Origin of the sequence: Pseudomonas fluorescens (assembly GCF_902497995.1) — a bacterium.
GTDB lineage: Bacteria > Pseudomonadota > Gammaproteobacteria > Pseudomonadales > Pseudomonadaceae > Aquipseudomonas > Aquipseudomonas fluorescens_BK.
This window is the reverse complement of the sequence record NZ_CABVII010000006.1, coordinates 124,128-147,332: the sequence shown is the minus strand read 5'-3', so window position 1 is coordinate 147,332 and position 23,205 is coordinate 124,128. Positions and strand designations below refer to the sequence as shown.

At 59.9% G+C, this 23,205-nt stretch carries 20 protein-coding genes; 8 read left to right on the top strand and 12 right to left on the bottom strand.

Annotation, left to right across the window (positions count from 1 at the left end; genetic code table 11):
• The first annotated feature begins 19 nt into the window (after positions 1-19).
• Complete coding sequence (locus tag F8N80_RS09335) at positions 20-1,360, top strand: hemolysin family protein (RefSeq protein ID WP_150745129.1); 1,341 nt, start codon at positions 20-22, stop codon at positions 1,358-1,360.
• 134 nt (positions 1,361-1,494) lie between these two features.
• Here the strand turns inward: F8N80_RS09335 and F8N80_RS09330 are convergent, their stop codons facing one another.
• The 7 genes from F8N80_RS09330 to F8N80_RS09295 all read right to left on the bottom strand — a co-directional run bounded on the left by F8N80_RS09330 (position 1,495) and on the right by F8N80_RS09295 (position 11,303).
• A complete protein-coding gene (locus F8N80_RS09330) occupies positions 1,495-2,391 on the bottom strand; it encodes a peptidoglycan DD-metalloendopeptidase family protein (RefSeq protein ID WP_150783740.1) in 897 nt (298 codons plus the stop codon).
• 275 nt (positions 2,392-2,666) lie between these two features.
• Positions 2,667-3,428, bottom strand: a complete 762-nt coding sequence (gene phoU, locus F8N80_RS09325) for a phosphate signaling complex protein PhoU (RefSeq protein WP_008150055.1) — start codon at positions 3,426-3,428, stop codon at positions 2,667-2,669.
• A 128-nt stretch (positions 3,429-3,556) separates the two neighbouring features.
• Positions 3,557-4,390 (bottom strand): phosphate ABC transporter ATP-binding protein PstB, encoded by an 834-nt coding sequence (gene pstB, locus F8N80_RS09320; protein WP_150745127.1) that lies wholly within the window; start codon positions 4,388-4,390, stop codon positions 3,557-3,559.
• A gap of 160 nt (positions 4,391-4,550) precedes the next feature.
• Complete coding sequence (gene pstA / locus F8N80_RS09315; RefSeq protein WP_191632895.1) at positions 4,551-6,167, bottom strand: phosphate ABC transporter permease PstA; 1,617 nt, start codon at positions 6,165-6,167, stop codon at positions 4,551-4,553.
• A 69-nt stretch (positions 6,168-6,236) separates the two neighbouring features.
• Positions 6,237-8,519, bottom strand: coding sequence for an ABC transporter permease subunit (locus F8N80_RS09310; RefSeq protein ID WP_150783739.1), 2,283 nt, complete (start codon positions 8,517-8,519; stop codon positions 6,237-6,239).
• 222 nt (positions 8,520-8,741) lie between these two features.
• The gene (locus tag F8N80_RS09305) at positions 8,742-9,740 is read right to left on the bottom strand and encodes a phosphate ABC transporter substrate-binding protein PstS (RefSeq protein ID WP_150745124.1); all 999 of its coding nucleotides are present in this window, start codon (positions 9,738-9,740) and stop codon (positions 8,742-8,744) included.
• Between the two features lie 264 nt (positions 9,741-10,004).
• Positions 10,005-11,303 carry an MFS transporter gene (locus F8N80_RS09295; RefSeq protein WP_150745122.1) on the bottom strand — a complete coding sequence of 433 codons (1,299 nt, stop codon included), beginning with the start codon at positions 11,301-11,303 and terminating at the stop codon, positions 10,005-10,007.
• A gap of 365 nt (positions 11,304-11,668) precedes the next feature.
• Here F8N80_RS09295 and F8N80_RS09290 point away from each other — a divergent pair, with 365 nt between their 5' ends.
• The gene (locus F8N80_RS09290) at positions 11,669-12,073 is read left to right on the top strand and encodes an acyl-CoA thioesterase (protein ID WP_007896491.1); all 405 of its coding nucleotides are present in this window, start codon (positions 11,669-11,671) and stop codon (positions 12,071-12,073) included.
• Positions 12,074-12,160: 87 nt separating this feature from the next.
• Entirely contained in the window at positions 12,161-13,060 is a 900-nt protein-coding gene (locus tag F8N80_RS09285) for a D-hexose-6-phosphate mutarotase (protein ID WP_150745121.1), read from the top strand.
• Positions 13,061-13,193: 133 nt separating this feature from the next.
• On the opposite strand, the gene F8N80_RS09280 is transcribed toward F8N80_RS09285, so the two are convergent.
• From F8N80_RS09280 to purE, 4 genes are all read right to left on the bottom strand, one after another.
• Positions 13,194-13,730 carry a DUF3299 domain-containing protein gene (locus F8N80_RS09280; protein ID WP_150745120.1) on the bottom strand — a complete coding sequence of 179 codons (537 nt, stop codon included), beginning with the start codon at positions 13,728-13,730 and terminating at the stop codon, positions 13,194-13,196.
• Between the two features lie 88 nt (positions 13,731-13,818).
• Entirely contained in the window at positions 13,819-14,064 is a 246-nt protein-coding gene (locus tag F8N80_RS09275) for a GlsB/YeaQ/YmgE family stress response membrane protein (RefSeq protein ID WP_150745119.1), read from the bottom strand.
• A gap of 147 nt (positions 14,065-14,211) precedes the next feature.
• Positions 14,212-15,294, bottom strand: a complete 1,083-nt coding sequence (locus F8N80_RS09270) for a 5-(carboxyamino)imidazole ribonucleotide synthase (protein WP_150745118.1) — start codon at positions 15,292-15,294, stop codon at positions 14,212-14,214.
• A gap of 11 nt (positions 15,295-15,305) precedes the next feature.
• Positions 15,306-15,797, bottom strand: a complete 492-nt coding sequence (gene purE / locus F8N80_RS09265; RefSeq protein WP_008150032.1) for a 5-(carboxyamino)imidazole ribonucleotide mutase — start codon at positions 15,795-15,797, stop codon at positions 15,306-15,308.
• A 400-nt stretch (positions 15,798-16,197) separates the two neighbouring features.
• Here purE and F8N80_RS09260 point away from each other — a divergent pair, with 400 nt between their 5' ends.
• A complete protein-coding gene (locus tag F8N80_RS09260; protein WP_150745117.1) occupies positions 16,198-16,788 on the top strand; it encodes a reprolysin-like metallopeptidase in 591 nt (196 codons plus the stop codon).
• 37 nt (positions 16,789-16,825) lie between these two features.
• Here the strand turns inward: F8N80_RS09260 and F8N80_RS09255 are convergent, their stop codons facing one another.
• Positions 16,826-17,737 carry a LysR substrate-binding domain-containing protein gene (locus tag F8N80_RS09255; protein WP_150745116.1) on the bottom strand — a complete coding sequence of 304 codons (912 nt, stop codon included), beginning with the start codon at positions 17,735-17,737 and terminating at the stop codon, positions 16,826-16,828.
• A gap of 180 nt (positions 17,738-17,917) precedes the next feature.
• Here F8N80_RS09255 and aspA point away from each other — a divergent pair, with 180 nt between their 5' ends.
• The 4 genes from aspA (at position 17,918) to F8N80_RS09230 (ending at position 23,198) form a co-directional block, all read left to right on the top strand.
• Entirely contained in the window at positions 17,918-19,342 is a 1,425-nt protein-coding gene (gene aspA, locus F8N80_RS09250) for an aspartate ammonia-lyase (RefSeq protein WP_128874529.1), read from the top strand.
• 358 nt (positions 19,343-19,700) lie between these two features.
• A complete protein-coding gene (locus F8N80_RS09245; RefSeq protein ID WP_150783738.1) occupies positions 19,701-20,705 on the top strand; it encodes an asparaginase in 1,005 nt (334 codons plus the stop codon).
• Positions 20,706-20,896: 191 nt separating this feature from the next.
• The gene (locus F8N80_RS09240) at positions 20,897-21,895 is read left to right on the top strand and encodes an AraC family transcriptional regulator (RefSeq protein ID WP_150783737.1); all 999 of its coding nucleotides are present in this window, start codon (positions 20,897-20,899) and stop codon (positions 21,893-21,895) included.
• 271 nt (positions 21,896-22,166) lie between these two features.
• The gene (locus F8N80_RS09230; protein ID WP_150745112.1) at positions 22,167-23,198 is read left to right on the top strand and encodes a histone deacetylase family protein; all 1,032 of its coding nucleotides are present in this window, start codon (positions 22,167-22,169) and stop codon (positions 23,196-23,198) included.
• Positions 23,199-23,205: the final 7 nt, after the last annotated feature.

Below are 23,205 nucleotides of genomic sequence, written 5' to 3'. Positions count from 1 at the left end.
GAACCCGCAAAACTCCATCATGGACCCTTCCCCTGGCTTGACCCTCGCGACACTCTTCGCCGATTTCGGCATGATTCTTTTTGCTCTGATCCTGGTTTTGCTCAACGGCTTTTTCGTTGCGGCGGAATTCGCCATGGTCAAATTGCGCTCGACCCGGGTCGAGGCCATCGCTGAAAAGAACGGCTGGCGCGGACACATTCTGCGCACCGTACACAGTCAGCTCGATGCCTACCTCTCGGCTTGCCAGCTGGGTATCACCCTCGCCTCCCTGGGCCTTGGCTGGGTCGGTGAACCCGCGTTCGCACACATTCTCGAGCCGGTACTGGGCGCCGTGGGCGTAGAGTCCGCCGAAGTGGTCAAGGGCGTATCGTTCTTCACGGCGTTCTTTATCATTTCGTACCTGCACATCGTGGTCGGCGAACTGGCTCCGAAATCCTGGGCTATCCGTAAACCCGAGCTGCTGTCGCTGTGGACCGCGGTGCCGCTGTACCTGTTCTACTGGTCCATGTACCCGGCGATTTACCTGCTCAACGCCAGCGCCAACACGATCCTGCGGATCGCCGGCCAGGGTGAGCCCGGCCCGCATCATGAGCACCATTACAGCCGAGAAGAACTCAAGCTGATCCTGCACTCCAGCCGTGGCCAGGACCCGAGCGACCAAGGTATGCGCGTCTTGGCGTCGGCGGTGGAAATGGGCGAGCTGGAAGTGGTCGACTGGGCCAACTCCCGGGAAGACCTGGTGACACTGGAGTTCAACGCACCGCTCAAGGAAATCCTGGCGATGTTCCGTCGCCACAAGTTCAGCCGTTATCCGGTGTACGACAGCGAGCGCCAGGAGTTCGTCGGCCTGCTGCACATCAAGGATCTGCTGCTGGAACTGGCGGCCCTGGACCACATTCCCGAATCGTTCAACCTCGCCGAACTCACTCGGCCACTGGAGCGCGTGTCGCGCCACATGCCGTTGTCGCAGTTGCTGGAGCAGTTCCGCAAGGGGGGCTCGCACTTCGCCGTGGTCGAAGAAGCGGATGGCAACATCATCGGCTACCTGACCATGGAAGACGTGCTGGAAGTGCTGGTGGGCGATATTCAGGACGAACATCGCAAGGCGGAACGCGGGATCCTCGCGTACCAGCCGGGCAAGCTGCTGGTGCGGGGCGATACGCCGCTGTTCAAGGTCGAGCGCCTGCTGGGCATTGACCTGGACCACATCGAAGCTGAAACCCTTGCCGGGTTGGTCTACGAAACCCTGAAACGGGTACCGGAAGAGGAAGAAGTGCTGGAAGTCGAAGGTTTGCGGATCATCATCAAGAAGATGAAAGGGCCGAAGATTGTGTTGGCCAAGGTGTTGATGCTGGATTGATACGCTGATCCGGATCCGCGTCGCGCCATTCGCGGGCAAGCCTCGCTCCTACAGGTTTTAGGTGATCATCATGAATGATACAAAACCCTGTAGGAGCGAGGCTTGCCCGCGAAGGCGTCAGAACAGGCAACACCTCACTGCTTGCCCAACGCAAAGTTGGGCAACGCCCCCACCGGCTGATTGAACTGGTACGGAATCGACACCAGCCCCATCCCGGTATTGCGTTGCACCACAAAATGCAAATGCGGCCCGCTGCTGTTGCCGGTATTGCCCGATAGCGCCAACGCGCTCCCCACCCCGACGCGTTGCCCCTCGCGAACGCTCACCGATCCTTGCTTGAGGTGCAGGTACACGCCCATGGTCCCGTCATCGTGCAGCACCCGCACGAAGTTGCCCGATGGATCGGTGCCGCGCCCGGTCTGCCTGTTCTCGGTTTTCACCACCACCCCGCCCCGGGCCGCAATGATCGGCGTGCCTTCAGGCATGGCGATGTCCATGGCGTAACGGCTCTTGGCACCGAAGTGACTGTATTGACCATTGGCCCCCTGACTCAAGCGAAACGGCCCGCCACGCCAGGGCAACGGATAACGATAGGCCATGGCGGCTCCCGAGGGGTCGCCCAGGGAATACTGGAACCTTGGGGCATACACGAGAGGCTTTCCCGCCCGGGTGGCCGTGAGCAGCGCCAGACGAATGTTGCTGCGCGCCGGCATCACCCGTCGGATCGGCCGGCTCGGTGCGCCGCTGACGTTGTTCAACCCGGCGAAACTCAATTCGATTTCGACCGGGGCATACAGGTCATTGCGCACGTAAACGCTGTCCATGCCCTTCTGCTTCTTGATATCGAGGTACACCTGACGCTCGAGGTGCTCGACCATGCGATCACGAAAAACGAACACCTGGGCGCCCTTCGTGGGGCGGTCGCTGTAGGAGACCACGCCATTGGCGTCTTTGGACTTGTAGATCGTCATGGCCACAGCCGAGGTGGAGGCCAGGAAAAGACCACAGCAAAACAGCAGGCGCGCGAGCATGGGCAAGAATCTGTCGAGTAAGAACTGGGGGATGAGCCTAGCAGTTGCAATGGACCCCGGCAGTGGGCAGATGTTTCAAAATGGGGGTGTTGCACAGATGTGCGGTGAATTTGAGGGCCCCTTCGCTGCGGTGCGGCGATCCGACAAGCCTCGCTCCTACAGGGAGCGCATTTCAGTCACGCCGGGACTTTTCGTTCGTGGGGCGCGGCTTTCAAATAGGTAAACCGCAAACAAAAACGCCCGGCCAAAGGGCCGGGCGCTTTTCTCGGGTCATCTTACTTATCGTCAGCTTTGCCCGGAACATTAGCGGTTTCGCCACTGGTACCTTCAACTTCTTCTTTCATGCGCTTGAGGCCCAGGTGACGCACGTCCGTGCCGCGCACCAGGTAAATCACCAGCTCCGAGATGTTGCGCGCGTGGTCGCCGATCCGCTCCAGCGAGCGCAGCACCCAGATAATGCTCAAGACCCGCGAGATAGAGCGCGGGTCTTCCATCATGTAGGTGGCCAGTTCACGCAGGGCGGTCTTGTATTCGCGGTCGATGATCTTGTCGTACTGCGCCACCGACAACGCCAGGTCGGCGTCGAAACGGGCAAAGGCGTCCAGTGCGTCGCGAACCATGTTGCGCACCTGGTCGCCGATGTGGCGCACCTCGACGTAACCGCGCGGCGCTTCGCCCTCTTCACACAATTGAATGGCGCGACGGGCGATCTTGGTCGCTTCGTCACCGATGCGTTCGAGGTCGATCACCGACTTGGAGATGCTGATGATCAGGCGCAAATCCGACGCCGCCGGCTGACGACGGGCCAGAATGCGCAGGCACTCTTCGTCGATGTTGCGTTCCATCTGGTTGATCTGGTCGTCGATCTCGCGAACTTGCTGGGCCAGACCGGAGTCGGCCTCGATCAGCGCGGTGACCGCGTCATTGACCTGCTTTTCCACCAGCCCGCCCATGGCCAGGAGGTGGCTGCGCACTTCCTCGAGCTCGGCGTTGAACTGCGCAGAGATGTGGTGTGTGAGGCCTTCCTTAGAAATCATTGTGTTCGCTCCGCAAAAGCGTTTAACCAAGAGCTGCAAGCTACAAGCTGCAAGCTGTGTTGTGGTGAACTCGAAACCGCATAGCTTCTGACTTGCCGCTTGAAGCTTGCTGCTTATAGCTGCCTCAACTAGCCATATCGACCGGTAATGTAGTCTTCGGTCTGCTTCTTCGCCGGATTGGTGAACAGCGTGTCGGTGTCGCCGAATTCCACCAGTTTGCCCATGTACATGAACGCCGTGTAGTCGGAAACCCGCGCGGCCTGTTGCATGTTGTGGGTCACGATGACAATGGTGAACTTCGATTTCAGTTCGTAGATCAGCTCTTCGACTTTCAACGTGGATATCGGGTCGAGTGCCGAGCACGGTTCGTCGAGCAGCAGCACTTCCGGCTCCACGGCGATGGTGCGCGCGATCACCAGACGTTGCTGCTGACCACCGGACAGGCCCAGTGCCGATTCGTGCAGGCGGTCTTTGACTTCGTCCCACAACGCCGCGCCTTTCAACGCCCACTCGACGGCTTCGTCAAGAATGCGCTTCTTGTTGATGCCCTGGATGCGCAGGCCGTACACCACGTTTTCGTAGATGGTCTTCGGGAACGGGTTCGGCTTCTGGAACACCATGCCGACGCGACGACGCAACTCGGCCACGTCTTCGCCTTTACGGTAGATGTTGTTGCCGTACAGGTTGATGGCGCCTTCGACGCGGCAGCCGTCGACCAGGTCGTTCATGCGGTTGAAGGTGCGCAGCAGCGTGGATTTGCCGCAGCCGGACGGGCCGATGAAGGCGGTCACGCGCTGTTTCGGAATGTTCATGCTGACGTCGTACAAAGCTTGTTTATCGCCGTAGAACAGGCTCAGGCCCGGCACTTCGATGGCTACGGTTTCCTGCTCGAGGTTCAGGCTCTGCTTGTCGCGGCCCAGGGCAGACATGTTGATGCCGTGGGTATGTGCTTCGTGCTGCATGGGAGGCTCCCTGTGCTGACAAATTCGGTTCGGTTGGCCGCAGGCCTCACAAAAAATGGGCCTGCGGTATCGCCGCCCCTGTGGAGCCAGGCTTGCCGGCGAAGACGTCCATGAAATCGCCTTCGCCGGCAAGCCTGGCTCCTACAGGGAGCGGCGGTGATCAGCTATCCAGCGCTTTGTATTTCTCGCGCAGGTGGTTACGGATGTAGACGGCCGACAGGTTCAATGTCGCGATCACCAGCACCAGCAGCAGCGCCGTGGCGTATACCAGCGGCCGTGCGGCTTCGACGTTCGGGCTCTGGAAGCCGACGTCATAAATATGGAAGCCCAGGTGCATGATCTTCTGGTCAAGGTGCAAGTACGGGTAGTTGCCGTCCAGCGGCAGCGACGGTGCCAGTTTCACCACGCCCACCAGCATCAACGGCGCCACTTCACCGGCGGCGCGCGCCACGGCGAGGATCATCCCGGTCATCATCGCCGGGCTGGCCATCGGCAGCACGATCTTCCACAAGGTTTCAGCCTTGGTCGCGCCCAGGGCCAACGAGCCTTCACGCACGGTGCGGGGAATCCGCGCCAGGCCTTCTTCGGTGGCCACGATCACCACGGGCACCGCCAGCAGCGCCAGGGTCAGGGACGCCCAGAGCAGACCCGGCGTACCGAAGGTCGGCGCCGGCAATGCTTCAGGGAAGAACAACCGGTCGACCGAGCCGCCCAGCACATAGACGAAGAAGCCCAGACCGAACACGCCGTAAACGATGGCCGGAACACCCGCCAGGTTGTTCACCGCGATGCGGATAATCCGGGTCAAGGCGTTCTGCTTGGCATATTCACGCAAGTAAACCGCCGCCAGTACGCCAAACGGCGTCACGATCATCGCCATGATCAGGGTCATCATCACAGTGCCGAAAATCGCCGGGAAGATCCCGCCTTCGGTGTTCGCTTCACGCGGGTCGTCGCTGAGGAATTCCCAGACCTTGCTGAAATAGAAGCCGATCTTGGTGAAGGTACCCATGGCATTCGGTTGATAGGCGCGCACCACTTTGCCGATGCCGATTTCGAGCTCTTTGCCGTTGGCATCGCGAGCCGTCAGGCTGTCGCGGTTGAACTGGGCGTGCAGGTCGGCAAGACGCGCTTCGATGTCCTGATAACGCGCGTTCAGCTCGGCGCGCTCGGACTCCATGTCCGCTTGTGCGGTGGCGTCGAGCTGGCCGGCCAGTTCCAGTTTGCGACTGTGCAGGCGGATACGTTCGAGGCCGGCGTTGATCGCGCCGATATCGGACTTCTCCAGGGTCTTGAGTTGTGCCGCGAGCTGGTTGACGCGAGCGACACGGGTCTGCAACTCAGGCCACGCGGCTTCGCCTTCGGCGATGACCTTGCCGTCCTGCTTGACGTTGACCAGGTAGCCGTAGAAGTTGCCCCACTCGCGACGCTCGATTGCCATCAGCTCCGGCGGCGTCTTCTGGTTCGTCAACCATTCGCCGACGATCCAGGTGAAGTCGCTGCCATTCAGGTCACGGTTGCCGACCTTGATCAGCTCCCGGGTCATGAACTCCGGGCCTTGATCGGGCACCGGCAGGCCGGCACTTTTCAAGCGCTCGCGCGGCACTTCTTCTTTCTGTACCACTTCGCCGATGACCAGGTGATTGGCCTGGCCCGGTACGTCGTAGCTGGCGTGGATCAGGTCCGCCGGCCAGAAGTGACCCAGACCGCGCACGGCAATCACCGCGAGCAGGCCAATGGTCATGATGACCGCGATGGACACCGCGCCACCGCTCATCCAGACGCCAGGGGCGCCGCTCTTGAACCATCCATTCAGGGAGTTCTGTTTCACAGACTTCTACCTTTCTTAAAGCGACGAGTATTTCTTGCGCAGACGCTGACGAATCAGCTCCGCGAGGGTGTTCATGACGAAGGTGAACAGCAGCAGCACCAGCGCCGAGAGGAACAGCACGCGGTAGTGGCTGCCGCCGACTTCCGACTCCGGCATTTCCACCGCGACGTTGGCGGCCAGGGTGCGCAGGCCTTCGAACAGGTTCATTTCCATGACCGGGGTGTTACCCGTAGCCATCAGCACGATCATGGTTTCACCGACCGCACGGCCCATGCCGATCATCAGCGCCGAGAAGATGCCCGGGCTGGCGGTGAGGATCACCACGCGCGTCATGGTCTGCCACGGCGTGGCACCGAGGGCCAGGGAACCCAGGGTCAGGCCGCGCGGCACACTGAACACGGCGTCTTCGGCGATGGAGTAAATGTTCGGGATCACCGCGAAGCCCATGGCCAGGCCCACCACCAGTGCGTTGCGCTGGTCGTAGGTGATGCCCAGGTCGTGGGAGATCCACATGCGCATGTCGCCGCCGAAGAACCAGGCTTCCATGTACGGGCTCATGTACAGCGACAGCCAGCCCACGAACAGGATCACCGGAATCAGAATCGCGCTTTCCCAACCGTCCGGCACCCGCAGGCGCAGCGATTCAGGCAGGCGACTGAAGGTGAAACCGGCGACCAGGATGCCGACCGGCATCAACAGCAGCAGGCTGAAAATCCCCGGCAAATGCCCTTCCACATACGGTGCGAGGAACAGACCGGCGAAGAAACCGAGGATCACCGTCGGCATCGCTTCCATCAGCTCGATCACCGGCTTGACCTTGCGGCGCATGCCCGGGGCCATGAAGTACGCGGTGTAGATCGCCGCGGCAACGGCCAGTGGCGCGGCCAGCAGCATGGCGTAGAACGCAGCTTTCAGGGTGCCGAAGGTCAGCGGCGACAAGCTCAGCTTGGGTTCGAAATCGGTGTTCGCCGCGGTCGATTGCCAGACGTATTTCGGCTCGTCGTAGTTCTCGTACCAGACTTTGCTCCACAGCGCGCTCCAGGAAACTTCCGGGTGCGGATTGTCGAGCAGCAGCGGTTGAATCTTGCCGCCGGCTTCCACGATCACGCGGTTGGCCCGTGGCGACAGACCGAAGATACCTTGGCCTTCGACCACCTGGTCCACCAGCAAGGTGCGGTGGGCGGTGCTGTGGAACACGCCGAGCTTGCCGGAGGCGTCGAGGGCGATGAAGCCTTTGCGACGTTCTTCGGCGGTGATTTCAACGATCGGCGTGGTGCCCATCTGGAAACTGCGGATCTGCTTCAGACGCAGTTCGCCATCCGGGTCGCGAGCCATGAACCATTGGGCAAGACCGCCTTTGGAGTCGCCGAGGATCAGCGAGATACCGCCCACCAACTGGGTGCTGGCAGTAATCTCGGCCTCGCCGTTTTCGAGCAACTTGTAGCGACCGTTGAGGCTCTTGTCGCGCAGGCTGAACACATCGGCTTGCGCCCGACCGTTAATCACATACAGCCACTGCTGACGCGGATCGACGAAGATGTTCTTCACAGGTTCAGTCATCTGCGGCAGATCGATGCGCTTCTGCTCGCTGGTGATCTCGCCGGTCATCATGTTTTCTTCGCTGGTCAGCGACAAGACATTGAGATGCGAACCGGTGGAACCGACCAGGATCAGGGTCGTATCGCTGGCGTTGAGGCTGACGTGCTCCAGCGCACCGCCCGCCTCGTTCAACGTAATCGGAGCTTCGCCATATGGGTACTCGATGGCAGGCGAGAGGGTCTTCTTGCCGTCCGGGTAGCTGACTTTATAGGTGTGACGGAACACCAAGGCCTGGCCGTTGGAAAAACCCACGGCGACCAGCGGATGACCGGGCTGGTCTTCACCGATACTCGTCACTTGGCTACCGGCCGGGACCGGCAGATCGACGCGCTTGAGTTCGGCGCCACTGTCGATGTCGAAGAACAGTGCCTGACCCTTGTCGGAAACCCGCAAGGCGACCTGGTTCTGTTCTTCCAGGGAGATCATCAATGGCTTGCCAGCGTCTTGCATCCAGGCAGGGGTGATGGCGTCCTTGGCGGTCAGGTCGGCGCCCTGGAACAGGGGCATGACGACATAGCCGAGGAAGAAGAAAATCAGTGTGATCGCGCCCAGGACGGCGAGACCGCCAACAAGGACGTACCAGCGGGTCAGGCGATCTTTGAGCGCACGAATACGGCGCTTGCGTTGCAACTCAGGCGTATTGAAGTCAATTCGCTTGGGGGGATTTGTAGTCATGGGGGAATTGGCCAGATCATTCATTCGCACACCCTAGCGATCCTGTATGACAGAAAGATGACAATGCAGTGACGCAACAAATCCGCCGCCTGTGGAAACTGGCAGCGGATAGAAAATTTGGGGGGTGTGGGAGCGGGCTTGCTCGCGAAAAGGTTTTCACATTCAACATCTCTGTTGTTGATCCACCGCTTTCGCGAGCAAGCCCGCTCCCACACTGGAGCCCGGGATCAACCCGGGCTCAAGGTGTTACTTCTTTACGACGCTGCTACCTTCCTGCAGACCCAGGTCAGCCAGTGCTTTTGCAGCAACCTTGGCTGGCAGCGGGATGTAGCCGTCTTTCACCACGACTTCCTGACCCTGTTTGGACAGAATCAGCTTCACGAACTCGGCTTCCAGCGGGGCCAGAGGCTTGTTCGGCGCTTTGTTGACGTAGACGTAGAGGAAGCGCGACAGCGGATACTTGCCGTTCAGGGCGTTTTCTTCAGTGTCTTCAATGAACTCTGTGCTGCCTTTCTTGGCCAGGGCCACTGTCTTCACGCTGGCGGTCTTGTAGCCGATGCCCGAGTAGCCGACACCGTTCAGCGAAGAACTGATCGACTGCACAACCGAAGCCGAGCCAGGCTGTTCGTTAACGTTTGGCTTGAAGTCGCCTTTGCACAGGGCTTCTTCCTTGAAGTAGCCGTACGTGCCCGATACCGAGTTACGACCGAACAGTTGAACCGGCTTATTGGCGAGGTCGCCCGTCACACCCAGGTCGCCCCAGGTTTTCACGTCGGCTTTAGCGCCGCACAGACGTGTCGAAGAGAAAATCGCGTCGACCTGCTCGATGGTCATGTGCTGGATCGGGTTGTCCTTGTGCACGAACACCGCCAAGGCGTCCACGGCAACCGGAATCGCAGTTGGCTTGTAGCCGTATTTGGTTTCGAAGGCTTGCAGCTCGTTGTCCTTCATCTTGCGGCTCATCGGGCCCAGGTTAGCGGTGCCTTCAGTCAGCGCAGGTGGCGCGGTAGACGAACCGGCAGCCTGAATCTGGATGTTGACGTTCGGGTATTCTTTTTTGTAGTTCTCAGCCCACAGGGTCATGAGGTTGGCCAGGGTATCGGAGCCGACGCTGGACAGGTTGCCCGACACACCAGTGGTCTTGGTGTAGCTCGGGATCGCAGGGTCAACAGCGGCAACCGCGTTGGCAGTCGCAACGCCAGCAGCGACAAAAGTCATTGCCGCCATCAAACGCTTCAGTTTCATGCCTTACTCCTAGCAGATAGGTGTGTTAAGTCGGGGCCAAGTATCAGCAGGCCGTGTGAACACTCTATGGCTGAAATATGACAATTGGATGAAAGGCCAGCATTCGGCTTTTTTGAAGGGATACCGCGTTATCGTTTTTCGTCGGAACGCCTTCGCGAGCAAGCCCGCTCCCACACTTGACCGCATCCCTCTGAGAGAACTCGGTCAAATGTGGGAGCGGGCTTGCTCGCGAAGGCGTCAGCGCTGCCGATACAAAGGGCCGGCTTAGCGGCCTTTTTTCCAGAGATACCCGCCCACCACAATCCCCACACCGCACAGCACCGCCACGTAATACGCCGGCCCCATCGGGCTTTCCTTGAGCAGCAGGCTGACGATCATCGGCGTCAGGCCGCCAAAGATGGCGTAGGCGACGTTGTAGGAAAACGACAGGCCACTGAAACGCACCACGGGCGGGAAGGCCTTGACCATCACGTAGGGTACGGCGCCGATGGTGCCGACCAGCAGGCCGGTCAGGGAGTACAGCGGGAACAGCCAGTCGGGATGCGCGGCCAGGTTGTGGTAGAAGGTCCAGGAGCTGAGCAATAGCGCCGTACAGCCGAACACGAAGACCCGGCCTGCGCCGAACCGATCCGACAGTGCGCCGGCAATGATGCAGCCGCAGCTCAGAAACACGATCGCCAGGCTATTGGCCTGCAGCGCCGTGGTCGGCGAGAAGTGGTAGACGGTCTGCAGAACGGTCGGCGTCATCAGGATCAGCACTACGATCGCGGCGGACAACAGCCAGGTCAGCAGCATGGAAATCAGGATCGCCCCGCGATGGTCACGCAACACCGCGCGCAACGGCACTTCTTCAGCCAGCGCCTTGCGCAGCTGCAGCTCGGCGAACACTGGAGTCTCGTGCAGCCAGCGGCGCAGATAAACCGAGAACAGGCCAAACACACCGCCCAGCAGGAACGGAATCCGCCAGGCATAATCCGCGACTTCCACCGGGGTATAGAGGCTGTTGATCGCCGTGGCGACCAACGAGCCCAGCAGAATACCCGCCGTGAGACCGCTGGTCAGCGTGCCGCAAGCGTAACCGATGTGCCGTTGGGGAACGTGTTCGGAAACGAATACCCAGGCGCCCGGCACTTCACCGCCAATGGCCGCGCCCTGAATCACCCGCATCAGCAGCAACAGGATCGGCGCCCACATGCCGATCTGCGCATAAGTCGGCAGCAAACCCATGATCAGGGTCGGTACCGCCATCATGAAAATGCTCAGTGTGAACATCTTCTTGCGACCCAGCAGGTCACCGAAGTGCGCCATGACGATGCCGCCCAGCGGCCGCGCCAGGTAACCGGCGGCAAAAATGCCGAACGTCTGCATCAGGCGCAGCCATTCCGGCATGTCGGCCGGGAAAAACAGCTTGCCCACCACCGTGGCGAAGAACACGAAGATGATGAAGTCGTAGAATTCCAGCGCGCCGCCCAAGGCAGACAGCGATAATGTCTTGTAATCGCTGCGGGTCAACGGACGTGCGGAGGGTGTGGGCTGCGCGATGTTCGAAGGCGCTGTGGTCATGGCAAGGGCTTCTCTTATAGTCGGATCTGCAACCCCAACAACGCTGGCGGAGGCTTGTGCAGGTCCGGCACGATAGCAAATTGTTCGAAAAAGCACATAGATGTGGGTATTTGACGGGCAAAATGAGAACCAGACGGTCGTCTCGGAGTCTACCGACCGATATACTCGCAATCTTGCGACAGCTTGCAAGGGTTGCTGTGCGAAAACGCCTGCCGGGGTTCATAGGCGATTTCGCAGAGTTTCCCTTTAGGCGCCTTACGAAAAACGTGACGAACGTAGTATGTTCGGGGCTGAATCGTTTTTCCTTGAGACGGCTATTCACCTTGAAGTACCAATGAGAGTTACGGGTCAGAGGCACCCCCGGCATGATAGAGCTCGAACAAGAAGATCCAATCCCGCAAGGCGACCTTGCCCTGCAAATCACCGCACTCCCCCGCGAAACCAACGGCTTTGGCGATATTTTCGGCGGCTGGCTGGTGGCGCAGATGGATTTGGCGGGTACTGCCATGGCCAGCAAGGTCGCGGGTGGGCGCGTGGCGACCGTTGCGATCGACCGCATGGCGTTTCTGGTGCCGGTCGCGGTGGGCGCTCAGCTCTCCTTCTATACCCAGGCGCTGGAAATCGGCCGCAGCTCGATCCAGATGATGGTCGAGGTCTGGAGCGACGATCCGTTGTCCAGCGAATGGCGTAAAGTGACTGAAGCGGTATTCGTGTTCGTCGCCATCGATGGCAGCGGCCGCACCCGCTCGGTTCCGCCCAGAGCTCGTTAAACAAGGAGTTCGTAAAACAGGAACCGTTAAACGCGGCGACCGTTTTGCGCTCCATAGCAGTCATTGTTCCTGATCGAGAGCCGTTCCATGACAACGCCCAACGTTGAAGCCGTGAAACTGGATGAACTGAACTGCTGGCGCATCCGCCACGGGCAAGCCGAATTGCTGGTGGCCCAGCAAGGGGGGCACATCCTCAGTTACCAATTGGCCGGCGAGCCGCCGCTGATCTGGCTCAACGACGAGGCCGTGTTCAAGACCGGCAAAAGCATCCGCGCGGGCGTGCCGGTGTGCTGGCCGTGGTTCGGTAATTTTTCGCGCAACCCGCAGAGCGTCCAGGCGATGCGCTTCAGTAGCGAACCGCCGACCGCCCATGGGCTGGTCCGGGCAATGGACTGGGAACTGGGGGGCATCGAAGCTGAAGGCGAAAGCCTGAACGTGGAATTTCTCCTGCCCTGCCCCGAAGGCGGTTTTCCAGGCTGGCCGCATCAGGTGGATTTGAAGCTGAGCATTCGTCTGGATGAGCAGCTGCACATCAGCTTGACCAGCCATAACCAGGGCTTCGGCAAAGTCACCATCAGCCAGGCGTTGCACAGCTATTTCGCGGTCAGCGATGTACGCAACGTGCATGTCGAAGGGTTGGATGGCTTGAGTTACATCGAGACGCTGGACGACTGGAAAACCTTGAGTCAGACCGGTGATTTGCATTTTGCTGGCGAGACCGATCGCATCTACCTGAATACTCCGGCGAAGCTGAGCATTGTCGATCCGGCCTGGGAACGACGCATCGAGCTGACCAGCAGCGGTTCGCGTTCGGCGGTGATCTGGAACCCGTGGATCGATCGCGCCGCAGCGTTCAGCGACATGGCCGACGATGGCTGGCAGCGCATGCTGTGCATTGAAACGGCGAATGTGATGGATGATGTGGTGACGTTGATGCCAGGCGCAAGCCATACCCTTGGCGTGAGCATCTGCAGCAAAACCCTTTAGCACCGTAAAACCAATGTGGGAGCGGGCTTGCTCGCGAAAGCGGTGTGTCAGGCAACGTTGATGTCGACTGACTCGCCCTCTTCGCGAGCAAGCCCGCTCCCACATTTGATTTGTGGCAACCTGACTGGCGCTATTACAAATCTGATTCCTGCACCACCCGCACCTTCGCCGCATCCAGCGCATACGCCGCGTCAGCCAGGTCATTGCTGACCTTCTCGACCTTCAGCGTGCCCGTCACCCACAGCGGCGTGTAGATATCATCCAGCTTCAGGCCTTTCGGATAACGCACCAGCACCAACTGGTTAGGCGGCGGTGGCGGCACGTGGATGCAGGCGCCCGGATACGGCACCAGGAAGAACAGCGTGCTGTGACCCTTGGCGTCGGACTCCAGCGGCACCGGATAACCGCCGAGGCGGATGTTCTTGTCGTTCATCGCGGGTACGGTGTTGGTCGAGTACATCACCGCCGGCAAGCCTTTGCTCTGCTTCATGCCCCCCTTTTCGGTGAAGGTGCCATTGGCTTCGGGGGAGTCGTGGTCGATATCGGGCATGGCCTCGAGGGCTTTCTGGTCCGACTTGGGCATCAGGTCGAGCCAGTCGGTTTCAGGCAGTTCGCCTGCATGGGCAAGGCCCGTACCCAATAACAGGAAAGTCAGCAAAAGACGGCGCATGGAGGTGCTCGGCAAAGGAGTGGACGGTGCAACGCCGAGCATTCTAGCCCTCCCCGCGCGTTTGGCAGAGAGGGCTTTGTCGCTTCAATCAGTTCTTTTTGATCATGCCGTAGATCACCAGCAATATCACGGCACCCACCAGCGCACCAAGGAAGCCTGCGCCTTCGCCGGCCTGGTAGAAGCCCAGGGCCTGGCCGCCATAAGTGGCCGCCAGCGAACCGCCGACACCGAGCAAGATGGTCATGATCCAACCCATGCTGTCATCGCCCGGTTTCAGGAACCGCGCCAGCAGGCCGACAATCAAGCCGATAAAGATGGTTCCGATAATTCCCATGGCATTTCCCTCTGATTGGATTGACTGTGTCCTGTCTCACCAACAGTATTGGTGAGACAGGACACCTAGCGAAAGCCTAGTCAGACTTTGGCATCCTGCCATGAGAGAGCGGCGGCCCCTGGATGGTTCCGCCGGTGCCACATGAAACTATTCGGCGATGAGCGCTTCGACCTTGAGGATCTGCGCAGCCAGGGTCTCGCGGTCCGCGCAACGCAGGTTGGCGTGACCGACCTTGCGACCGACCTTGAACGCCTTGCCATAGTGATGCAGATGGCAATCGGCGATGGCCAGGACTTTCTCGATATCCGGCACTTTGCCAATGAAGTTGAGCATCGCGCTCTCGCCGACCTTGGCCGTCGAACCCAGCGGCAGGCCGGCAACGGCCCGCAGGTGGTTTTCGAACTGGCTGCACTCGGCGCCTTCGGTGGTCCAATGCCCGGAGTTATGTACGCGCGGGGCGATTTCGTTGGCCTTCAGGCCACCGTCGACTTCAAAGAACTCGAACGCCATCACGCCGACGTAATTCAGCTGCTTGAGCACTCGGCTGGAGTAGTCTTCAGCCAGGGCTTGCAACGGGTGATTGGTGCTGGCCACGGACAGCTTGAGAATCCCGCTGTCGTGGGTGTTGTGCACCAGCGGGTAGAACCGGGTTTCGCCATCGCGAGCACGCACGGCGATCAGCGAGACTTCACCGGTGAACGGCACGAAGCCTTCCAGCAGGCAGGACACACTGCCCAGTTCCGCGAAAGTGCCGACCACATCTTCAGGTTTGCGCAAGACTTTCTGGCCCTTGCCGTCGTAACCCAGGGTGCGGGTTTTCAGCACGGCCGGCAGACCGATGGCAGCTACCGCAGCGTCCAGGTCGGCTTGCGACTGAATATCGGCGAACGCCGGGGTTGGAATCCCCAGGTCCTTGAACATGCTCTTCTCGAACCAGCGATCACGCGCGATGCGCAGGGCTTCGGCGCTCGGGTAGACCGGGACGAATTGCGACAGGAACGCCACGGTTTCGGCCGGGACGCTTTCAAATTCGAAGGTCACCAGATCGACTTCATCGGCCAGCTGACGCAGGTGATCCTGATCGCCGTAATCGGCCCGCAGGTGTTCGCCCAACGCGGCTGCGCAAGCATCCGGCGCCGGGTCCAGGAAAGCGAAGTTCATGCCCAGCGGAGTGCCCGCCAGCGCCAACATGCGACCCAACTGGCCGCCACCGATTACACCGATCTTCATCGTCAACAACCTCAGGCGATGCGTGGGTCTGGATTTTCCAGGACGCTGTCTGTCTGCTCAGCGCGGAATTTTTTCAGCACCGCGTGGAACTGCGGGTGCTTGGCGCCCAGGATGCTCGCCGAGAGCAGGGCAGCGTTGATCGCGCCGGCCTTGCCGATGGCCAGGGTCGCGACCGGAATGCCCGCTGGCATCTGCACGATAGACAGCAGCGAGTCGACGCCCGACAGCATCGACGACTGCACCGGCACGCCCAGCACCGGCAGGTGGGTCTTGGCCGCACACATGCCTGGCAAGTGGGCCGCGCCACCGGCACCGGCGATAATCACCTCGATGCCCCGCGCCTCGGCCTCTTCGGCGTACTGGAACAGCAGGTCCGGGGTGCGGTGGGCAGAGACCACTTTCACCTCGTAGGGAATGCCGAGCTTTTCCAGCATATCGGCGGTGTGGCTAAGGGTGGACCAATCGGACTTGGAGCCCATGATCACGCCAACCAGTGCGCTCATCGTCGTGCCTCTTCTCTCTGGGCGCCCGCAGGCGCGTCAAAAAACAACAAGCCACGCGGGAGATCCGGCGTGGCTTGAGTGTACGAATTAGGGCCGGGCGAACCGGCCGAAGGCCGCGCAGTATACCGCAATGAGGCAGATAAACAGCCCCCGGTGTGACCATCTGTCATGCGGTCGGAAAACACACATTTCCTGACTATAAAGTCAGCCATTTGGCATGCCGATATGCCGGGAAGAGTTGGATTTCTTAGTTTGGTAAATTTCGCTATTTTCATAACCATTAATCCCGCTCTCTTCCCTTTCGAAAATACTTAAAACAACTTCTAACTGGCAAAGAGCCTGAACAACATTTAACTTTTAAGCGACAGGGAATTTTAATTGAACAGGGAGTTCAACACACATGAAAAAACATATCACCCTACCGGTCATTATTCACAGTGATCTTCAGGACTATCAAAAAGACAAGTTATATACCGATTATTTTGCCTGGTTGAAAACCGAACTCGAATTCATTTCGGAGCGTGAAGTCAAGATTTTAATGTACCGCCAGGATGAAGCGCCGAAACTGGCAGGCTACAACTACAAGAACGAGGATGGCTCCGCCGCGCTGGTCGGTTGGAGGGACCTGCTCCACGACTGGTATTCGGGTATTTTATCCAGGGATCGTGATGAAGCGAAACTCACCAAAATTCTCTTGCTGACCCGAGACAACATCAATGAAAAGTTAGGCGGACTTCTCGGCGGGTTAGGCGGCATAGCCTTAATAAAAGGCCATTGCGCAATTGCGTCGATCAGCTCTTATCGCGCCCCGGCACATGAAATAGGTCACATGCTTGGAGCGACCCACGAAGACGGTGAAGTGATCTATGACGGCTGGTGGCGCGACACAATCATGCTCGCGGATGAGCTTTCTCATGCGCGTGGAAACGTTTACCGCTTCAGCGACAAGAACAGGCAACACATTCGCGACTATCTCAAACAGTTTCCATAAGTTCAGGGCTGCTTTGCGAAATTAACCGAAAACAGCCTCACGAAGCCGGACTCGCCGCCCCGCCCTCCAGTTTGCGCCACAACAACCGCACATTCGCCTTGCGCACCAGCGCGCAGCGATACAGGCGAATCTCCAGCGGCACATGCCATTGCGGGCCGCCGCAGACCACCAGCTCACCGCGCGCCAGTTCGGCGCGCACGCTGAGCTGCGGCACCCAGGCGATGCCCAGCCCCTCCAGCGCCATGCTTTTCAGGCTATCGGCCATGGCGGTCTCGTAGATGGTGGTAAAGCGCAGCGCGCGCTGACGCAGCAGCAAGTTCACCGAACGCCCCAGAAATGCACCGGCGCTGTAGGCGAGCAGCGGCACACTGCCCTCGCCTTCCAGATCAAACAGCGGTTTACCCTCGGCATCGGCCGCGCAAACCGGCAACATTTCGGTATTACCCAGATGCAGCGACGGGAAAATTTCCGGATCCATCTGCATTGCAGCGTCCGGGTCATAGAACGCCAACATCAGGTCACATCCTCCTTCACGCAGGGCGTGCACCGCGTCACCCACGTTGGTCGCCACCAGCCGCGTGGCAATGTTCAAGCCCTCGTTGCGCAGCTGCGCAATCCACCGCGGGAAAAATCCCAGCGCCAACGAGTGAGCGGCAGCAACCTGCATTACCTCGCCCTGCCCGCCTTCCAGGTGATGGAGATGGCGCAGCACTTCGCCGAGCTGTTCGACCACGGTCCGCGCGGTCACCAGAAATAATTGCCCCGCCGCCGTCAGCTCGACCGGCGTGCGCGAGCGGTTGACCAACGTCAGTCCCAACGCGGCTTCAAGGCTGCGAATTCGCCGACTGAAGGCCGGCTGGGTCACGAAGCGGCGTTCGGCTGCCTGGGAGAAGCTGCGGGTGGCGGCCAAGGCACTGAAGTCCTCGAGCCATTTACTTTCCAGATTCATCACATCCTCCCGGACACGCACCAAAATAGGTCACACGCTCGCCGCACACGCGGCGTCACACCGGCATTATGCCGAATATGCATAGGCCAGTGTTTAACAGCATTGGCCCAAAATTGTTCACAAGCCTAGCATTTGCAGTGTTCCGGCACAGACCGGGTCCTTATCGAGATGATTTCTATCATGTCCTCCGCTGCATCTTTCCGCACCGAAAAAGACCTGCTTGGCGTACTCGAAGTACCTGCTCAAGCGTATTACGGCATCCAGACCCTGCGAGCGGTGAATAACTTCCGTCTCTCCGGCGTTCCGATTTCGCATTACCCGAAGCTGGTTGTCGGCCTGGCAATGGTCAAACAGGCTGCCGCTGACGCCAACCGCGAGCTGGGTCATCTGAGCGAAGCCAAGCACGCCGCCATCAGCGAAGCCTGTGCCCGTTTGATCCGCGGCGACTTCCACGAAGAGTTCGTGGTGGACATGATTCAAGGCGGCGCTGGCACTTCGACCAACATGAATGCCAACGAAGTCATCGCCAACATCGCGCTGGAGGCCATGGGTCACCAGAAGGGCGAATACCAGTACCTGCACCCGAACAACGACGTGAACATGGCGCAGTCGACCAACGACGCCTACCCGACCGCGATCCGCCTGGGTCTGCTGCTGGGTCACGACGCGCTGCTGGCCAGCCTCGACAGCCTGATCCAGGCGTTCGCCGCCAAGGGTCAGGAATTCAGCCACGTATTGAAGATGGGCCGCACCCAGCTGCAAGACGCCGTGCCGATGACCCTGGGTCAAGAATTCCGTGCCTTCGCCACCACATTGGGCGAAGACCTGGCACGCCTGAAAACACTGGCACCTGAACTGCTGACCGAAGTGAACCTGGGCGGCACGGCGATCGGTACCGGCATCAACGCCGACCCGCGTTACCAGCACCTGGCCGTTCAGCGTCTGGCGCTGATCAGCGGTCAACCGCTGGTTCCGGCCGCCGACCTGATCGAAGCCACCTCCGACATGGGCGCCTTCGTGCTGTTCTCCGGCATGCTCAAGCGCACCGCGGTCAAGCTGTCGAAGATCTGCAACGACCTGCGCCTGCTGTCCAGCGGCCCACGCACCGGCATCAATGAGATCAACCTGCCGGCGCGTCAGCCAGGCAGCTCGATCATGCCAGGCAAGGTCAACCCGGTTATCCCGGAAGCCGTCAACCAGGTGGCGTTCCAGATCATCGGCAACGACCTGGCCCTGACCATCGCGGCCGAAGGCGGCCAGCTGCAACTGAACGTGATGGAGCCGCTGATCGCCTTCAAGATCTTCGACTCGATCCGCCTGCTGCAACGCGCCATGGACATGCTGCGCGAGCACTGCATCGTCGGCATCACCGCCAACGAAGAGCGCTGCCGCGAACTGGTCGAGCACTCGATCGGCCTGGTCACCGCGCTGAACCCGTACATCGGCTATGAAAACGCCACCCGCATCGCCCGTATCGCCCTCGAAAGCGGCCGCGGCGTGCTGGAACTGGTGCGCGAAGAAGGCTTGCTCGACGACGAAATGCTCGCCGACATCCTGCGTCCGGAAAACATGATTGCTCCGCGTCTGGTGCCTCTGAAGGCCTGACCAAACGCCCGGCTCCTTTAATCAGGGGCCACGCTCACCAGGTCGAGGGACTAGACACCTCTCACCTTTTGAGGGCTTGGGGATTTATTCCCCAGGCCCTTTTTTTTTACGCGAATTTTGCGGTGCTTTTGCTGGCGTCTTCGCTGGCAAGCCAGCTCCTATGGTTGGCTGGACCGTCAAAAATCTTGCGCCACCCCACCTTTGTAGGCGCTGGCTTGCCAGCGAAGAGGCCCTCAAGGTCACCTCCGACAACGAGTTCGGATTTCGCATGGTAAAAAACCGCCCACGCCCAACGTGACACTCCGTGCAGTCAGCGTCATGCTCGACCGTATGCTGTCATCGCTCTCGGAGAACCCTCATGAATTCCTCGACTTATCCCGCAGCCCAGCACGTCATGGTGCTTTACACCGGCGGCACCATTGGTATGCAAGCCAGTGCCCACGGCCTGGCCCCGGCATCCGGTTTCGAAGCGCGGATGCGCGAGTACCTGGCCAGCCAGCCTGAGCTGGTGGTGCCGCAATGGCGCTTTCGCGAGATGTCACCGCTGATCGACAGCGCCAACATGAGCCCGGCGTACTGGCAGCAACTGCGTGAAGCGGTGGTCGACGCGGTTGATGTACAAGGCTGCGACAGCGTGCTGATCCTGCATGGCACCGACACTTTGGCTTACAGCGCTGCGGCCATGAGTTTTCAGTTGCTCGGGCTGCATGCCCGCGTAGTGTTCACCGGCTCGATGCTGCCAGCCGGTGTGACCGACAGCGATGCCTGGGAAAACCTCAGCGGGGCACTGATTGCTTTGGGCCACGGTTTGGCACCGGGTGTTCATCTGTACTTTCACGGCGAACTACTGGACCCGACCCGTTGCGCGAAGGTTCGCAGTTTCGGGCGTCATCCCTTCAAGCGACTTGAGCGTCAGGGTGGCGGTGTGAAGGTCACTTCGCTGCCAACGGAACTGAATTACCGTCAGAACAGGCAACTGGCAAAAGTCGGCGTGCTGCCGTTGGTTCCCGGTATCGGTGCCGAGCAACTGGATGGCGTGCTGAACAGCGGCATTCAAGGCCTGGTGCTGGAGTGTTACGGCAGCGGCACGGGGCCGAGCGACAATCCGGAGTTTCTCGCCGCCCTTTTGCGAGCACAAGACAACAGTGTGGTGGTGGTTGCAGTTACGCAGTGCCATGAAGGTGGCGTTGAGCTGGACGTTTACGAGGCGGGTAGCCGCTTGCGTGGCGCCGGTGTGCTTTCGGGCGGCGGCATGACCCGTGAAGCCGCGTTCGGCAAATTGCACGGATTGCTGGGTGCCGGACTCGACACCGCTGAAGTACGGCGCCTGGTCGAACTCGACCTCTGCGGCGAACTGTCCTGACCCACCACAAAACCCTGTAGGAGCGAGCTTGCTCGCGAAAAACCTGAGAACGCCGCGGAGTGTCAGGTTCACAGCGTTATCGTTGACGACCATCGCTGCGGTGCAGCGATCCGACAAGCCAGCTCCTACAGTTGTTCGTCATTGGGCATACAAATTGCTGCGTTCCAGCCCTCCCAAGGCTGGAAGCCGCCATGCTTCACTCCCACCTCACCACCCTCAACGCTGTCTCCCTGGTGCTCAACGCCTTTAAGGCCGAAGGCCTGTCCAGCGAAACACTGCTCGCGGGAAGCGGCATCAGCGCGGCGGATCTGAACCGGGCAGACACGCGCATCACAACCAACCAGGAGATGCAGGTCTGCGCCAACGCCGTCGCGCTCAAGCGTGATATCGGCCTGGAACTGGGCCGGCGGATGCACGTTTCCTCCTACGGCATGCTCGGCTATGCCCTGCTCACCAGTGCCACCTTCGGTGACGCATTAAGTCTGGCGATGCGTTATCCGGCGCTATTGGGAACACTTTTCGAGCTGAGCCTTGTGGGCGACGGCGAGCGTATCTGGTTCGTGGCCGCCGACTACCGCGAGAATCCGGCGCTGGCCGTATTCAACGCCGAGTTCTGCCTGGTGTCGTTGAAAATCATCTGCGACGACCTGCTCGGCCATCCGCTGCCATTGCTGGCTGCCCGCTTCGAACATGCCGCGCCCGACTATGAAGCCACCTACGCCGAACACTTCAACTGTCCGCTGCACTTCGAGGCCCGGGACAATGCCTTCGCTTTCGACAAACGCTGGCTCGACCAGCCCCTGCCGCTTGCCGATGTCATCACTCATCAGGCCATGGCCGAACGCTGCCGCAAACAGAACATCGAGTTCACCGGCCGTCAGGCCTGGCTGGGACGGATTCGGCAGTTACTTCGTGCGCAACTGAATGCGGCGCCGGGGCTGGAGGGGCTGGCCGAGCAGATGAATTGTTCGGCGCGCACGTTGCGTCGGCATCTGAAGGATCTTGGCTGCAGCTATCAGGAATTGCTCGACGAATTGCGCTTCGAACAGGCCAAACTCATGCTCTGTGAAGACCAGATGCCGATCTATCAGATTGCCGAGGCGCTGGGCTTCAGCGAGACCGCGAGCTTCCGTCATGCGTTTGTGCGCTGGAGCGGCGTGGCGCCGAGCCAGTTCAGGCCACATCGATAACTTGTGGGAGCGAGCTTGCTCGCGATGATCGCAAACGATAACGCGTGTTTACTGATTAAACGCGGCGCTCTTGAGTCCATCGCGGGCAAGCCCGCTCCCACAGGGTCGGCATTCCAAGCCTCACGGTGGCATTCCTATGCCAATTATAAGGGGCGAATTTCGGTCAACTATTTTGGCCATATCGATCCCCTTTTGGCCTTTCCTGACGTTCTCTGAACTGGCGTCCGCCGCAAGACTGTGTTCAACCAAATCAGCCTGCGGAGAACAAGAAATGCTGACGATCTACTCGGACGATCACCACCTGCACCATGGCCGTTGTGAATTGATAGACGGGCAGCTCAAGCCCTGCTTCGAGATGCCTTCCCGTGCAGACCATGTGCTGCAACGCGTGCAAAACCAGAACCTCGGTTCCGTGGAAGCGCCGAAGGATTTCGGCCTCGACCCGATCGCGCGCATCCACAGTCGCGAATACCTGGACTTCTTCAAAGGTGCGTGGGCGCGCTGGACCGAGTTCAATACCGACGGCGATCTGCTGCCGTACACCTGGCCGGCGCGCACTCTGCGCCCGATCATGCCCGCCAGCCTGCACGGCCAGCTCGGTTACTACAGCTTCGATGCCGGCGCTCCGATCACTGCCGGCACTTGGCAAGCGGCGTATAGCGCTGCGCAAGTCGCGTTGACCGCACAGGCAGAAATCCAGCACGGCGCCCGTAGCGCATTTGCCCTCTGCCGGCCACCGGGACATCACGCGGCCAGCGATTTGATGGGCGGTTATTGCTACCTCAACAACGCCGCCATCGCCGCTCAAGCGTTCCTCGATCAGGGTCACAAAAAAGTCGCGATCCTCGACGTCGACTACCACCACGGCAATGGCACTCAATCGATTTTCTACGAACGCAGCGACGTGCTGTTCACATCGATCCACGGCCACCCGGAAGCCGAGTTTCCCTTCTTCCTCGGTTATGAAGACGAGCTGGGCGAAGGCGCGGGCGAGGGCTTCAACTTCAACTACCCTTTGCCGGCGGGCAGCGATTGGGACAGCTGGAGCGCCGCGCTGGAACAGGCCTGCAAAGAGATCGAAAAATATGGTGCCGACATCGTCGTTGTATCCCTGGGCGTTGACACGTTCAAGGACGATCCTATTTCCCAGTTCAAGCTCGACAGCCCGGACTATCTGGCCATGGGTGAGCGCATCGCCAAACTGGGTAAATCGACGCTGTTCGTGATGGAAGGCGGTTACGCGGTCGAAGAAATCGGCATCAATGCCGTGAACGTTCTCGAAGGTTTTGAAAGCGCTCAATGAGGAATTA

Bases quoted from the DNA above. Each gene is read 5' to 3' on its own strand.
- F8N80_RS09335 (WP_150745129.1), top strand. From the start codon at position 20: ATGGACCCTTCCCCTGGCTTGACCCTCGCGACACTCTTCGCCGATTTC.
- F8N80_RS09330 (WP_150783740.1), bottom strand. From the start codon at position 2,391: ATGCTCGCGCGCCTGCTGTTTTGCTGTGGTCTTTTCCTGGCCTCCACC.
- phoU (WP_008150055.1), bottom strand. From the start codon at position 3,428: ATGATTTCTAAGGAAGGCCTCACACACCACATCTCTGCGCAGTTCAAC.
- pstB (WP_150745127.1), bottom strand. From the start codon at position 4,390: ATGCAGCACGAAGCACATACCCACGGCATCAACATGTCTGCCCTGGGC.
- pstA (WP_191632895.1), bottom strand. From the start codon at position 6,167: ATGAGCGGTGGCGCGGTGTCCATCGCGGTCATCATGACCATTGGCCTG.
- F8N80_RS09310 (WP_150783739.1), bottom strand. From the start codon at position 8,519: ATGAATGATCTGGCCAATTCCCCCATGACTACAAATCCCCCCAAGCGA.
- F8N80_RS09305 (WP_150745124.1), bottom strand. From the start codon at position 9,740: ATGAAACTGAAGCGTTTGATGGCGGCAATGACTTTTGTCGCTGCTGGC.
- F8N80_RS09295 (WP_150745122.1), bottom strand. From the start codon at position 11,303: ATGACCACAGCGCCTTCGAACATCGCGCAGCCCACACCCTCCGCACGT.
- F8N80_RS09290 (WP_007896491.1), top strand. From the start codon at position 11,669: ATGATAGAGCTCGAACAAGAAGATCCAATCCCGCAAGGCGACCTTGCC.
- F8N80_RS09285 (WP_150745121.1), top strand. From the start codon at position 12,161: ATGACAACGCCCAACGTTGAAGCCGTGAAACTGGATGAACTGAACTGC.
- F8N80_RS09280 (WP_150745120.1), bottom strand. From the start codon at position 13,730: ATGCGCCGTCTTTTGCTGACTTTCCTGTTATTGGGTACGGGCCTTGCC.
- F8N80_RS09275 (WP_150745119.1), bottom strand. From the start codon at position 14,064: ATGGGAATTATCGGAACCATCTTTATCGGCTTGATTGTCGGCCTGCTG.
- F8N80_RS09270 (WP_150745118.1), bottom strand. From the start codon at position 15,294: ATGAAGATCGGTGTAATCGGTGGCGGCCAGTTGGGTCGCATGTTGGCG.
- purE (WP_008150032.1), bottom strand. From the start codon at position 15,797: ATGAGCGCACTGGTTGGCGTGATCATGGGCTCCAAGTCCGATTGGTCC.
- F8N80_RS09260 (WP_150745117.1), top strand. From the start codon at position 16,198: ATGAAAAAACATATCACCCTACCGGTCATTATTCACAGTGATCTTCAG.
- F8N80_RS09255 (WP_150745116.1), bottom strand. From the start codon at position 17,737: ATGAATCTGGAAAGTAAATGGCTCGAGGACTTCAGTGCCTTGGCCGCC.
- aspA (WP_128874529.1), top strand. From the start codon at position 17,918: ATGTCCTCCGCTGCATCTTTCCGCACCGAAAAAGACCTGCTTGGCGTA.
- F8N80_RS09245 (WP_150783738.1), top strand. From the start codon at position 19,701: ATGAATTCCTCGACTTATCCCGCAGCCCAGCACGTCATGGTGCTTTAC.
- F8N80_RS09240 (WP_150783737.1), top strand. From the start codon at position 20,897: ATGCTTCACTCCCACCTCACCACCCTCAACGCTGTCTCCCTGGTGCTC.
- F8N80_RS09230 (WP_150745112.1), top strand. From the start codon at position 22,167: ATGCTGACGATCTACTCGGACGATCACCACCTGCACCATGGCCGTTGT.